General features: G+C 62.8%; 11 protein-coding genes. 6 read left to right on the plus strand and 5 right to left on the minus strand.

The annotated features are described in order from the left end of the window. Window positions 1-13 precede the first annotated feature (13 nt). The 4 genes from typA (at window position 14) to ACTHND_RS02860 (ending at window position 3,666) form a co-directional block, all read left to right on the plus strand. A complete protein-coding gene (gene typA, locus ACTHND_RS02845; protein ID WP_440175822.1) occupies window positions 14-1,852 on the plus strand; it encodes a translational GTPase TypA in 1,839 nt (612 codons plus the stop codon). A 262-nt stretch (window positions 1,853-2,114) separates the two neighbouring features. After that, window positions 2,115-2,702, plus strand: coding sequence for a hypothetical protein (locus tag ACTHND_RS02850; RefSeq protein WP_440175782.1), 588 nt, complete (start codon window positions 2,115-2,117; stop codon window positions 2,700-2,702). 95 nt (window positions 2,703-2,797) lie between these two features. Next, entirely contained in the window at window positions 2,798-3,190 is a 393-nt protein-coding gene (locus ACTHND_RS02855) for a hypothetical protein (RefSeq protein ID WP_440175784.1), read from the plus strand. A gap of 32 nt (window positions 3,191-3,222) precedes the next feature. Beyond that, on the plus strand, window positions 3,223-3,666 hold the full coding sequence (locus ACTHND_RS02860; RefSeq protein ID WP_440175786.1) for a hypothetical protein: 444 nt from the start codon (window positions 3,223-3,225) through the stop codon (window positions 3,664-3,666). Between the two features lie 120 nt (window positions 3,667-3,786). Here the strand turns inward: ACTHND_RS02860 and ACTHND_RS02865 are convergent, their stop codons facing one another. Both ACTHND_RS02865 and sodC read right to left on the minus strand, forming a co-directional pair. Further along, the gene (locus ACTHND_RS02865; RefSeq protein ID WP_440175787.1) at window positions 3,787-4,359 is read right to left on the minus strand and encodes a hydrolase; all 573 of its coding nucleotides are present in this window, start codon (window positions 4,357-4,359) and stop codon (window positions 3,787-3,789) included. An 82-nt stretch (window positions 4,360-4,441) separates the two neighbouring features. Beyond that, on the minus strand, window positions 4,442-4,981 hold the full coding sequence (gene sodC, locus ACTHND_RS02870; RefSeq protein ID WP_440175788.1) for a superoxide dismutase[Cu-Zn]: 540 nt from the start codon (window positions 4,979-4,981) through the stop codon (window positions 4,442-4,444). Window positions 4,982-5,161: 180 nt separating this feature from the next. Between sodC and ACTHND_RS02875 the strand changes: the two genes are divergently transcribed. Beyond that, window positions 5,162-7,174, plus strand: coding sequence for a DUF885 domain-containing protein (locus ACTHND_RS02875; protein ID WP_440175789.1), 2,013 nt, complete (start codon window positions 5,162-5,164; stop codon window positions 7,172-7,174). 17 nt (window positions 7,175-7,191) lie between these two features. Then, complete coding sequence (locus ACTHND_RS02880) at window positions 7,192-8,994, plus strand: DUF885 domain-containing protein (RefSeq protein ID WP_440175791.1); 1,803 nt, start codon at window positions 7,192-7,194, stop codon at window positions 8,992-8,994. Window positions 8,995-9,018: 24 nt separating this feature from the next. On the opposite strand, the gene ACTHND_RS02885 is transcribed toward ACTHND_RS02880, so the two are convergent. From ACTHND_RS02885 to kdpC, 3 genes are read right to left on the minus strand one after another with little or no spacing between them, the layout of a single operon-like run. After that, window positions 9,019-9,702 carry a response regulator gene (locus ACTHND_RS02885; RefSeq protein ID WP_440175792.1) on the minus strand — a complete coding sequence of 228 codons (684 nt, stop codon included), beginning with the start codon at window positions 9,700-9,702 and terminating at the stop codon, window positions 9,019-9,021. Next, a complete protein-coding gene (locus ACTHND_RS02890; protein ID WP_440175794.1) occupies window positions 9,699-12,374 on the minus strand; it encodes a DUF4118 domain-containing protein in 2,676 nt (891 codons plus the stop codon). The genes ACTHND_RS02885 and ACTHND_RS02890 overlap by 4 nt, the downstream gene beginning before the upstream one ends. After that, window positions 12,371-12,943 carry a potassium-transporting ATPase subunit KdpC gene (gene kdpC, locus ACTHND_RS02895; RefSeq protein ID WP_440175796.1) on the minus strand — a complete coding sequence of 191 codons (573 nt, stop codon included), beginning with the start codon at window positions 12,941-12,943 and terminating at the stop codon, window positions 12,371-12,373. Before kdpC ends, ACTHND_RS02890 begins: the two co-directional genes overlap by 4 nt. Window positions 12,944-12,945 lie beyond the last annotated feature (2 nt).

Genomic DNA, 12,945 nt, shown 5'->3' on the forward strand with positions numbered 1-12,945 from the left:
TACAAGGCCCTTTATGAACCTGCGTAATATCGCCATCATCGCCCACGTTGACCATGGCAAGACCACCCTCGTTGACGCCCTGCTGGCCCAGTCCGGCGTCTTCCGCGCCAACGAAGCGACCGTCGAGCGCGCCATGGATTCCAACGACCAGGAACGCGAGCGCGGCATCACCATTCTCGCCAAGTGTACCTCCGTGCTGTGGCATGGCAAGGCGGGCGAGACCCGCATCAACATCATCGACACGCCGGGCCACGCCGACTTCGGCGGCGAAGTGGAACGGATTCTCGGCATGGTGGACGGCTGCGTCATCCTGATCGACGCCGAGGAAGGCGTCATGCCGCAGACCAAGTTCGTGCTGGGCAAGGCGCTGAAGCTGGGCCTGCGCCCGATCCTCTGCATCAACAAGGTCGACCGCCCGCACGCCGATCCGGACCGCGTCCACAACGAAGCCTTCGACCTGTTCGCCGCCATGGGCGCGAGCGACGAGCAGCTCGACTTCCCGCACATCTATGCGTCGGGCAAGAACGGCTGGGCCACCATGGACCTGAATACGCCTTCGGACAACCTGGCGCCGCTGTTCGACCTGATCGTCGAGCATGTGCCGGCGCCGGCCGTGCAGAAGAATGTCGACCAGCCGTTCCAGATGCTGTCGGTGCTGATCGAATCCGATCCGTTCCTGGGCCGCCTGCTGACCGGCCGCGTGCAATCGGGCAAGGCCGTGCCGGGCCTGGCCATCAAGGCGCTGAACCGCGACGGCGTTGAAATCGAGCGCGGCCGCATTACGAAAGTGCTCGCCTTCCGCGGCCTGAAGCGCCAGCCGATCGACGAAGGTACGGAAGCGGGCGATATCTGCGCCATCGCCGGGCTTTCCAAGGCGACCGTGGCCGATACGCTGTGCGACATGAGCCTCGATACCGCGCTCCCCGCGCAACCGATCGATCCGCCGACCATCTCCATGACCGTTTCGGTCAACGACTCGCCGCTGGCCGGCCGTGAAGGCACCAAGGTGCAGAGCCGCGTGATCCGCGAGCGCCTGCTGAAGGAAGCCGAGTCGAACGTGGCCATCCGCGTCACCGAAAGCGCCGAGAAGGACGCCTTTGAAGTGGCGGGCCGCGGCGAACTGCAACTGGGCGTGCTTATCGAAAACATGCGCCGCGAAGGCTTTGAAGTGGCCATTTCGCGTCCGCGCGTCGTCTTCAAGACGGACGAGGAAACCGGCGAGAAGATGGAGCCGATCGAAGACGTGGTGATCGACGTGGATGAAGAGTTCACCGGCATCGTCATCGAAAAGCTCTCCGCCCGCAAGGCCGAGCTGAAGGACATGGCGCCTTCGGGGGCCGGCAAGCAGCGCGTGGTGCTGAAGGCGCCGTCGCGTTCGCTGATCGGTTACCAGGGCGAGTTCCTGACCGATACGCGTGGCTCCGGCGTGCTGAACCGCGTGTTCTCGCACTATGAAGGCTACAAGGGCCTGATCGACCAGAACCGCAAGGGCGTGCTGGTGTCGAACTCCGATGGCGAAACGGCGTCCTATGCGCTGTGGAACCTGGAAGAGCGCGGCGTGATGTTCGTGGGCGCCGGCGAGAAGACCTATATGGGCATGATCATCGGTGAGAACTCGCGTTCGGACGACCTGGACGTCAATCCGATGAAGGCCAAGCAACTGACCAACGTCCGCGCCTCTGGCAAGGACGAAGCCGTCCGCCTGACGCCGCCGCGCCGTCCGACCCTGGAGCAGGCGATCGCGTACATTGAAGACGATGAACTGGTGGAAGTGACGCCGAAGTCGATCCGCCTGCGCAAGAAGGAACTCAATCCTTCGTTCCGCAAGAAGCGGGTCAAGGTAGACGCCTAAGCATCGATCTTTGGTCGACTAGGGCGTCGGTTTCGCTGGCAGGTATCAAATATACCTGCTGGCGCTCACCTCTCGCATATCATTAAACGGCCCCGGCAGCGCTCCAGCTTTCGGGGCCGTTTTTTATGGGCCGAACCGTAACCCGAAATGACCGCCGTCTTGATTGCAGTCAAACCGACCGGCCCTCCCTTCCATTAGAAATACCTCCAGGGTTTGCGGCATTTTGCCGACCGGCGGTATTCACGCATGAAAGGAGAAAGGCATGTCTTTAGCCAAATTATGGGTCATTCCGGCCATATTGATGGTAGCGGTGGCGGGCGAACCCGCGCAGGCGCGGGGCGGCGGCGGCGGTAGTGGTGGGGGTGGTCAGGGGCGCGGCGGGGCAATGAACATGCCCATGGGGACGCGAACTACCGACCAGGACCGGCTCAAGGATCAGGACAGACTTAAGGATCAGGATCGTTTACGCACAGACCAGGTTCTGCGCGACCAGATCAGCAACTGGAGCCTGCTGACGAGCGAGGAGCGCTCGCGCTTCCACCAGGAAATGCAGCAGGCAGCGACGGATGCGGACCGCACGCGCATCCGTAACGAGCATCGCAATATCATAACGGAACGGGCGCGCGAACTGGGTGTTGATGCGCCGTTTGGTCCGGGTTCGGGGGCCGGCCCGGCACAGAATCGTTATCTGATGTCGTTGTTGCTCACCGATCAGGAACGCTTGCAGTTTCATGAACGGATGCGCACGGCAGGCAGCGACGCCGAGCGTGATCGCATCCGCAATGAGCATAGGGATATGGTGCGTTCGCGCGCGCGTGAAATGGGTATTGACGTACCTGACGGATTTTAGAGCGCAGGCAGGAGAGTTTTGCCTGTTGACTTTATCCACAGAATGGAACAAAATAAGAACATTGGGCGTGGCTGTTCCCTTGAGGATGTTTCATCATGCTGGATACCAAAATCTATACATGTCCGCCGCAGGTGAGGGATTTGCCGCGCGATACCCGGATTGGCGCCACCTGCCGGAGCTGCGGGCGGCAATGGAGCGAGAGCGTGCAGGGGCTGATCGACAGGCACCTGGGCGTGGAATTTGTCGATCTGCTCGAATGGAAATACCGCTGCCGGGATGAGGCGTGCGGCGGCATGGTGCGGATCGCCATCAATGGCGAGGCGCCGGTCCTGCCGCAGGTGAGCCCGCGTGTCTCCGTACTGGCGCGGCCGAAGCGGGTGGAAAGGCCGCTTTATCCGGTCAAGGCGGTGGTCAAGCCGCGGCCGCATATCGCGCCGGTTATGCCGGCGGCGAAGCGGCAGTTGTCATTGCCATTGGTTCCACATTGAGTTTTTAGGGCAGGGCGGCCTAGGGTTCGGGCATGAGTAATGCGCCTGTTTCCAAGCCCCGTCCTGCTGCCGCCTGGTGGCGTCTGCTGGCGGCTTTTGTGTTTGTTGTCGTGCCGGCGGTCAGCCTGCCGCTGTTTATCAGCCATCTCTATGCGGTGCGGCCACATGTGACAGATGCGCCCGGCGGGTTTGTGCTGCCGCATTACCGGGATGGCGTGACCTGGTATTTCGCTCACGCCGATGAAATGCTTATCCGCGGTCTGTCCTTCTGGCTGTTGGCGGCGGTGGTGCTGTTGCTGTTTGTCGGCGGCCAGATGATCCGGCGGCGCCTGAAGCTGTGGCTGAAGCCGCCGGTGACTGAGGTGGATAATGAACGGCTTAAGCCAGATGACTTTGGTTTCGCTCGTTCTGAATCCTCCCCTCTTAGAGGGGAACCGGGCGGCCGGCGCTGGGGATCCCGCAGGGGGGAAGGGTAAAGAGCAGGGGGCGTGACCTTACCCCTCCGTCTCGACGCGCTTCGACCTGCGGTCTGCGCTTGCTCGCCACCTCCCCTCCAAGAGGGGAGGATTAACGATTTAAGCTGACATCATCAGGCTTTAACCCAGCCTGACATCCTCTGTTTTGACCACGCGTGCAATACGCGGGAAAATGTATTTGAAAGACGCCGCGTGAGCCTCGGCGGCATTGGTGGTGCAGGCGTCCTCGACCACGACCAGGCTGTAATTGCGCTCCCAGGCGTCACGGGCCGTGGATTCGACGCCGATATTGCTGGCGATACCAGCCAGAACGAGTGTCTGGATGCCGCGGCGGCGCAGGTGCAGGTCGAGGTCCGTGCCGTGAAAGGCGCCCCAGTTGCGCTTGTGGATGATGATATCGCCGTCCTGCCTCAACCCGTCGACAAATTCGTAGAAAGCGGGGGGCAGGCCATCGGCGGGCAAGGGTGCCGGCTGATCGACCGGCTGGTTCAGGGCGTCGGCGTAGTCCTTCGCCCAATAGACGTGGACGAGAAAGACCGGGCTGCCGGCGGCACGGAAGCGTTCGGCCAGGGATTTCGCCTTTGCCACCACATCCTCGCTGTCATTGGGGGCTCGGCCGGGGGTGGCAATGCCCTTTTGCAAATCGATCAGGACGAGAGCGGTTGTGCGGGAATCAAGCGGGGGGAGGGACATGGCGCGCCTTTATTTGTAGTCAGCCCCGGAGCGCTTTGTTTAGCAAAGTCAGGCGGTGGTGGTCCACCGCCTTTTCACCAGACTATTGCAGGGCCGCGCAGGCGACACGGACGCCAGCCCCGCCGATCGGCTGGGTGGTGTAGTCGTCCGCCATGGCGTGGATCACCACGGCGGAACCGTCTGCATCCATCAGGGCGGGCAGTTTGCCGCCTTCGCGGGCGCTGACGAAGGTGGAATAGACTTCCGCCGTGGCGGTGCCGTCGGCATTGGCGAAGATATTGGGCAGGTCGCCGGCGTCATTGGCGTTCGCATTGAGCAGGCCGTGGGTGACAGGCGTCATATTATGGACGTGGCCGCCGGCCGAGGCGAATTTCTCATCCGAGCAGGCGCCTTTTTCATGGAAGTGCATGGCGTGCCAGCCTGGGGTAAGTCCCTTGGCCTCGACATGCAGAATGACGCCATTCGGCGCCGGCTTGATGGTGACCATGCCCATATCGGCGCCATCGGGGCCGGCCAGTTTGCCAGTAAGCGTATCCGAAGCGGGGGCCGGGGCGGGCGTCGATGTTTGCGCCAGCACCGGTGTGGCGAGCAGGGCGAGGGCGGCGAGGCTGTAACGGATCATGTGGGGCTCCCGGTTGCGAACGATTCTGAACAGGGTTTTCGTAGCACCCGGTGCATAAGGAAACCATAAGGGAATGAGGCGGCGGATCGTCAGATGACAAACTATTCATGCGCGGGCGGTTGCGGGCGAGACAAGTTCGGCATAGGTTCGCCGTCATAATAAACCATAAAGTGGGTTCTTATGATCGATCGTCGTTTTCTGGTGGGCGCTTTGGGTGCCCTGCTGGGCCTGACCGCCACCGAAGCCCTGGCCGCCGCAAAGAAGAAAAAACCAGCCGCGAAAAAGGCAGCGAGCAAGAAAAAATCAAGCAAAACGACGAAGAAATCCAGGGGCAAGGCGGCGCCGAAAAAGGCCGTGAAGAAGGCGCCGCCCCCAAAGCCGGTGGAACCGCCGCCCCCGCCGATCCCCGAGGTGACGCCGCCGGAAGTGGCCCAGGCCCTGACCTCGGCCTTCGGCACCATCCTGCGCGATATGCTGCTGGCCTCGCCGGTTCTGGCCACCTATGCCGGGCTCGACAAGCCGGAATATGGCGAATTCGCCGCCCTGAAAGCGAAGCTTGATGACCGCAGTACCACCGCGCAGGCCGCCCATGTCACGCGGCTGCAGCGGGCGGTCGATCGCCTGAATGCCATCCCGCGCGATCAACTGGCCGCCGCCGACCGGGTCAATTATGACGCCGTGCTATGGGACAACAGCAATCAATTGACCCTGGCGCGCAGCTTCACCTTCGGCGATGCCGCGCCCTGCGCCGGGCTTTGGAGCGGCGGCTTCCCAAATCCCTATATCATCAGCCAGCTTTCCGGTTCGTGGCAGTATATTCCGGACTTCCTCGAAAGCCAGCATACGATTGAAAACGCCAGCGACGCGCAAGCCTATCTCAGCCGCCTGACGGCCTGGGCCGGTGTGCTCGATCAGGAAACAGCACGGGCGAAAGCCGATTTCGCACGCGGCGTGGTGCCGCCCGATTTCATCATGAGCAAGACGATCGCAGCGCTGACCGCCCTGCGCGACGCCGATCCGGCAACCTCCGGCCTGGTCACCTCGCTGGTGACGCGCACGGCGGCGAAAAACATCACTCCCGCTTCTGGGGGCGACTGGCAGGCTCAGGCCGTGGCCATCATCTCCGGCCCGGTGAAGGCGGCGCTCAGTCGCCAGGTCGATGCCCTGACCGCGCAGCAAAGCGTGGCCAAACATGATGCCGGCGTGCTCAACCTGAGCAATGGCCGTGCCTATTATGATCAGTGCGTCAGGCTCAATACCTCGTCCAGCCTGACGGTAAAGGACATCCACAAGCTGGGCCTGCAGAAAGTCAGCGACATCACCGCCGAACTCGATACGCGCTTCCGCGCCATGGGGCGCAGTCAGGGCACGGTGGCCGATCGGATGAAGGCCATGTACAAGGATCCGCAGTATCTCTATGCCAATGACGACGCCGGCAAGGCGAAGCTGCTGGATGACCTGAACACCAAGGTCAAGACGGTGCAGATCCGCCTGCCGCAATGGTTTGGCGTTCGGCCCAATACCCAGGTGCAGGTCAAGCGCGTGCCGGTGGCGATCGAAGCCGGGGCGCCGGGCGGCTATTATAGTCCGGGATCGGTCGATGGCTCGCGGCCGGGCATGTACTACATCAATCTGCGCGATATTTCCGAACTGCCGAGCTGGACCCTGCCGACGCTCACCTATCACGAAGCCATTCCTGGCCACCACCTGCAGGGGACGATCCAGCAGGAGACCAAGGGGCTGCCGATGCTGCGCAAGCTCTCCAGCTTCAATGCCTATGTTGAGGGCTGGGCGCTTTATGCCGAGCAACTGGCCGGCGAGATGGGCATGTATGATACTGATCCCGCCGGGCGCATCGGCTATCTGCACGATGCCCTGTTTCGCGCGGTGCGGCTGGTGGTCGATACCGGCATCCACGGCGCCGGCTGGAGCCGCGAGCAGGCGATCACTTACATGATGGATACGGCCGGCAAGGCGCAGGGCGAGGCGACGGCTGAGGTCGAGCGCTATTGCGTCTGGCCCGGCCAAGCCCTGGGCTACATGGTCGGCAAGCTCGAATGGCTGAAGTTGCGCGATGCTGCCAAGGCGAAGCCGGGCTTCGATATCAAGCGCTTCCATGATGTCGGCCTGACCTGCGGTGCCGTGCCGCTGGATGTGCTGGATGATGTGTACAAGGCCGCAGGAATGATTTGATGAAAAAGGGAAATAATATGATCAATCGTCGTAATCTGCTGGCCGGGGGCTCTGCTCTGGCGGCCGTGGCGGTCACCGCCTGTTCGAAGCCGGCCGCGAAAGCCGCCGATCTCAATACGCTGTTCCAGTCGATGTATGACGAGACGGTGGCCAATTCGCCGATGCTGGCCACCTCGCTGGGCCTGGACAAGGACAAGCTGGTTCCGCTGAAATCGAAGCTTGACCCCGCCACCCCGGAAGAACGCGCGCGGCTGACCGCCTATTATGAGAAATCGGCGACTGCCCTGAAGGCCATTGATCGCAAGACGCTCTCCGGCATGGACCGCATCAATTACGACACCGTGCTGTGGGATACCGAAACCACGCTGGAAGGCTACAAGAGCTTCAAATTCGGTGATGGCGGCACCTATTGGGGGCCGTACCCGATCACGCAGCTTACCGGCAGCTATCAGTATGTACCGGACTTCCTCGACAGCCAGCACAGCATCGAGACCAAGGACGATGCCGACGCCTATCTCAGCCGCCTGAACCAGTACGCCCAGTTGCTGGACCAGGAGACGGCGCGCTTCAATGCCAGCATCGCCGACGGCATCGTGCCGCCCGATTTCGCCCTGCAGAAAGCGATCCGGCAGATGGAGACGCAGGCCGGTACCAAGGCGGGTGTCTCGCCGCTGGTGCAGTCGATCGTCAGCCGGACCAGGGACAAGGCCATTGCCGGTGACTGGTCGGCGCCCGCCACCAAAGCCTACCAAGACGCCATCCTGCCCGCGCTCGGCCGCCAGATCGACGCGTTGAAGGCCGCCCTGCCGAAAGCGACGCATGATGCCGGTGTGTGGCATATTCCGAACGGCGACGCGCGCTATGCCTTTGGCGTCAAGGCCAATACCTCGACCACGCTGACGCCGGATGAAATCCACCAGATCGGCCTCGACAAGGTCAAGGAAATCTCGGCCGAGATGGACGCCATCATGAAGGCGCAGGGCATGACCAAGGGCACGACCGGCGAGCGCCTGGCAGCCATGCACAAGGATCCGAAGTTCTGGTACGAGAACACCGATGCCGGCAAGGACAAGCTCCTGGCCGACCTGAACAGGCAGGTCGAGGTTGTTTTCGCCAAGCTGCCGCAGTTCTTCGGCGTGCTGCCGAAATCGAAGGTGACGGTCAAGCGCGTGCCGAAGGCGACCGAACTGGGTGCGCCGGGCGGCTATTATCAAGGGGCTTCGCTCGACGGCAAGCGTCCGGGCGCCTACTACATCAACCTGCGCGACACCAAGGAAGTGCCGAGCTGGACCCTGCCGACGCTCACCTATCACGAGGCGATCCCCGGTCACCACATGCAGATTTCCATCCAGCAGGAAAACAAGAACCTGCCGGAACTGCGCAAGATTTCAGGCTTCAACGCCTATATCGAGGGCTGGGCGCTCTATGCCGAGCAACTGGCCGGCACCGATATGGGCATGTATCAAACCGATCCGTTCGGCCATATCGGTTACTTAAGCGACGCCATGTTCCGTGCCTGCCGCCTGGTGGTTGATACCGGGATGCACGCCAAGCGCTGGAGCCGCGAGCAGGCCATGGCCTTCATGATGACCAATCTGGGGGACTCGAACGAAACCGAGATCGAGCGCTATTGCGTCTGGCCGGGCCAGGCCCTGGGCTATATGGTCGGCAAGATCCAGTGGCTGAAGCTGCGCGCGGCGGCCACGGCCAAGGCCGGCGCGGCGTTCGATATCAAAAAGTTCCACGATACCGGGCTTTTGTGCGGCGCGGTGCCGCTCGATGTGCTGGAGCAGGTCTATAAGGACGCAGGGCTGATCTGACGGCGGGCGGCGGGCCTGGCCGGCTTATATCTTCAGCCGGTAGCCGATACCGGGTTCGGTGATGATAAAGCGCGGTGACAGCGGATCGTCGGTCAGCTTTTCGCGCAGGTGCTGGGTATGGATGCGCAGATAGTGGTTCTGCTCGGTTGAATGCCGTCCCCAGACCTCTTTCAGCAGGTAGGCGTGGGTCAGCACCTTGCCGGCGTTCTTGGCCAGCACGCTGAGCAGTCTGTACTCGATCGGCGTCAGACGGACCTCTTCGCCATCCAGCGTCACGCGCCGGGCGGAGAGGTCGATGCTCAGGCCGTCATAATCATAGGTATGGCCGACGCTGTTCCCCACGCGCTGGGCGTGGCGCAGGGCCACCTTGATGCGCGCCAGCAATTCGCCGGCGGCAAAGGGCTTGGTCAGGTAGTCGTCGGCGCCGTTTTCCAGCGCCTGCACCTTGTCCGCCTCCTGCTCGCGGGCCGAGACGACGATGATCGGCACCTGCGACCATTCGCGGACATCGCGGATGAAGTCCTGGCCGTCCTGGTCTGGCAGGCCGAGATCGAGGATGACGACTTCGGGCCGCTGGGCGATCAGTTTTTGCAGCCCCTCGTGCGCCGTTTCAGCCTCAAGCGGGCTAAAGCCATTGGCATTGAGCGTGGCGCGCAGGAAGCGGCGGATTTCGGTTTCGTCTTCGATGATCAGGATCGTGGCGGTCATGTCTGGTCTTTTGCCACAGGGAGAGTGAAGATGAAACTGGCGCCACCCGTTGGGTTATTCTTGGCATAGATCAGCCCGCCATGCGCCTGGATGATGCCGCGGCAAATGGCCAGGCCCAGGCCGGTGCCCGACTGGGCGCGGTCGGATTTCTCGCTCTGGCGGGTATGGAATTTTTCGAAGATCTGATCTTCCTCGCCGGGTTTCAGGCCGTTGCCGTCGTCCGACACCCGCACGCGCACCCGGTCGGCGTCGTTCTCGACCGAGATTTGGATCACGCCATTCGGGGCCGTATGGGCAAAGGCGTTTTCCAGCAGGTTGAGCAGCACCTGCTCGATCAGGGCGCCATCGATCATGACCATCGGTATCTGGCCATTGATCTGGGTGCGGACCTGGCGGTTTTCCTTTTGCGGCTCCACGCGACTGATGGCGGCGCCGATGATTTCCTGGATCAGATAGGGCTCGAAATTGAGCCTGAGCTGGCCGGACGTGATGGCCGCCATCTTCAGCAGGTTGGTGACGAACTTCTGCAGGCGCTGCATCTGGCCCCACAGGCCCGTCAGTTCGTCGACCGCCTCGCGCGGCAGCTTCTTGCGCTGTTTCAGCAGGGTAGAGATGCTGTTGTTCATCACGGTGAGGGGCGTGCGCAGGTCATGCGACAGCGAGGCCAGCAGCACGTTGCGCAGTTTTTCATTTTCGCTTTCGATGCGGGATGTCTCGGCTTCGTCGGCGCGCTGGGCGCGTTGCAGGGCGCTGGCGATCAGGCTGGCAATGGTCTCGAAAACGAGAATGTCGGCGCCGGTAAAGGCGCGGTCGTCCGGCGGCGTCAGGCCGAGCACGCCGAGGGTTTTGTTTTCGGCGATAAGCGGCAGGTAGAGACCGCGCGCCGAGGGCAGGGTATCGGTGCCGCGACCGGCGATCTGGCCATTGGCCGCTACCCACTGCACGGCGCCCGTCTCGCGGATTTCAGTCTCGCCTGCCGGGAAGGCGGTCAGCACCTTGTCCTCGCTCACCCATAAACGCACTTCGGCATTGAGCGCCGGGGCCAGGTGGCGGGCGGTCACCTCGGCCATGGCGGCATAGCCGCGTACCGAGGAAAGGCCGCGCGTCAGATCGTAGAGCAGGCGGGTTTCCTGTTCGCTCTTGCGCGCCATACGGGCGTGCAGGGAGAGGCGCGCGGTCAGGGAGCCGACGATCAGCGATGTGGCCAGCATGAAGCCGAAGGTGAAATAGTAATGCGAGTCGTAGAAGCTGAAGGTGTAATAGGGCTGGGTGAAGAAGAAATTGAAGGCGGGCAGGCTGATCACCGAGGCCAGCACGGCCGGGCCGATGCCGAAGCGCGCCGCGGCGATGACCACGCCGGTCAGGTAGAGCAGGGCGAGATTGTCGGGATCGGTGATGCCGCGCAAGGGAAAGCCCACGGCCGTCATGACTGCCACGACCAGGGCGGCATAGGCATAATCCATCCACGGCACGATCAGAGGCGCGGCCAGACCCGTGATTGGCCGGGGGCGAGCGGTATCCGCATGGTCAGCGGGCATAAAGTCGGCGCTGAGGGTGGTGATTTCCAGCCCGTCGCCGTGTTCGATCAGCTTTTGCGACAGCGATTTGCGCCAGCGCCGCCACAGCGGGCCCTTACGATTGCCGACCACGACGCGGGTAAAGCCGTTTGATATGGCGTAGTTGATGATGGTGGTGGCGGCATGGGTGCCGTTCAGCCGGACCACCTGAGCGCCCATGCGTTCTGCCAGGCGCAGATTGTGCTCGACGCGCAGGCGGGCTTTTTGATCGAGCAGTTCATGACGGTCGGTCTGGACATAGAGCGCGGTCCACGGCGCCTTTGAACGGCCGGCCATGCGGCGGGTGTGGCGGATCAGGCGGCCGGAAAAACTGTCTGGCCCGACCAGCACCAGCACCTTTTCGGAGAGCGCGGCTTCACCCTGACCCGTGGCGGCGCTCAACTGTTCATTCTGGGCGTCGACGCGCTCGGCGGTGCGGCGCAGCGCCAGTTCGCGCAGGTGCCCGAGATTGCTCTTTTTAAAGAAGTTTTCGGCGGCGCGGGTATTGGCGCCTTCGGCGACATAGACCTTGCCATCGGCCAGACGCTTCAGCAGTTCGTCGGAGGGAATGTCGATCAGCGCAATATCGGCGGCCTCGTCGAATACACTGTCGGGCACGGTTTCCTTCACCCAGACGCCGGTCAGGCGTGCCACCTGGTCATTGACGCTTTCGAGGTGCTGGACATTGAGGGTGGTATAGACGTCGATGCCGTTGTCGAGCAGTTCCTCGACATCCTGCCAGCGCTTGGGGTGGCGTGAGCCTGGCGCGTTGGTGTGGGCGAACTCGTCCATCAGGATCAGCGAGGGACGGCGGGCCAGGGCGGCATCGAGATCGAATTCATGCACCTTGACGCCGCGATGATCGATTTCCAGCCGGGGCAGGGTTTCCAGGCCCTCGGTCAGGGCCCTGGTCTCATCGCGGCCGTGGTGCTCGATGACGCCGATCAGCACGTCACGGCCCTCCGCCGCCAATCGCCGGGCTTCGGAGAGCATGGCGTAGGTCTTGCCGACGCCGGCGGAGGCGCCGAAAAAGATCTTCAGGGCACCACGCGCGAGGCGGCCCTCGTCGGCAGTGACGAGGGCCAGCAGTTTGTCGGGGTCGGGTCGGGTGTTCACTTCAGTTGGCCATCCAGTCGCAGATTGACCTCTAGCACATTGACGCGCGGTTCGCCGAGGATTCCGAAGGTGCGGCCCTTGGTCGAGCGGGCGATGGCTTCGGTGACGGCGGCGGGGGTGATCCGTCGGGCGGCGGCGATGCGCGGCACCTGGTAGGCCGCCGCGGCCGGGCTGATTTCCGGATCGAGGCCGGACGCCGAGGCCGTGACCAGATCGACCGGCACGGGTTTGGAGCCGTTCAGGGCGTCGATCCTGCCTTTGACGGCCTCCCTCAGCGCCGGATTGTTGACGCCGAGATTGGAGCCGGAGGAGGCGCCGGCATTATAGGGCGCCGGGCCGGTGGCTGACAGACGCCCCCAGAGATATTGCGGCTGGCTGAAGTTCTGGCCGATCAGGTGCGAGCCGATGACGTGGCCTTTGGTGTCATGGATCAGGCTGCCTTCGGCCTCGGCATGAAAAGCGGTCTGGACGATGGCTGTGGTCAGCAGCGGGTAGAGGCCGCCCAACAGCAGGGTGAAGAAGAGCAGGCTGACAATCGTGGCCTGTGCCTGTTTGAAGAGATTGGTCATTT

Source organism: Asticcacaulis sp. (genome assembly GCF_051954415.1).
Classification (GTDB): Bacteria; Pseudomonadota; Alphaproteobacteria; order Caulobacterales; family Caulobacteraceae; genus Asticcacaulis.

Excerpts from the sequence above, each read along its gene's own strand:
- ACTHND_RS02855 (WP_440175784.1), top strand. The coding sequence starts at position 2,798 with ATGCTGGATACCAAAATCTATACATGTCCGCCGCAGGTGAGGGATTTG.
- typA (WP_440175822.1), top strand. The coding sequence starts at position 14 with ATGAACCTGCGTAATATCGCCATCATCGCCCACGTTGACCATGGCAAG.
- ACTHND_RS02880 (WP_440175791.1), top strand. The coding sequence starts at position 7,192 with ATGATCAATCGTCGTAATCTGCTGGCCGGGGGCTCTGCTCTGGCGGCC.
- ACTHND_RS02865 (WP_440175787.1), bottom strand. The coding sequence starts at position 4,359 with ATGTCCCTCCCCCCGCTTGATTCCCGCACAACCGCTCTCGTCCTGATC.
- ACTHND_RS02885 (WP_440175792.1), bottom strand. The coding sequence starts at position 9,702 with ATGACCGCCACGATCCTGATCATCGAAGACGAAACCGAAATCCGCCGC.
- ACTHND_RS02860 (WP_440175786.1), top strand. The coding sequence starts at position 3,223 with ATGAGTAATGCGCCTGTTTCCAAGCCCCGTCCTGCTGCCGCCTGGTGG.
- ACTHND_RS02875 (WP_440175789.1), top strand. The coding sequence starts at position 5,162 with ATGATCGATCGTCGTTTTCTGGTGGGCGCTTTGGGTGCCCTGCTGGGC.
- sodC (WP_440175788.1), bottom strand. The coding sequence starts at position 4,981 with ATGATCCGTTACAGCCTCGCCGCCCTCGCCCTGCTCGCCACACCGGTG.
- ACTHND_RS02850 (WP_440175782.1), top strand. The coding sequence starts at position 2,115 with ATGTCTTTAGCCAAATTATGGGTCATTCCGGCCATATTGATGGTAGCG.
- kdpC (WP_440175796.1), bottom strand. The coding sequence starts at position 12,943 with ATGACCAATCTCTTCAAACAGGCACAGGCCACGATTGTCAGCCTGCTC.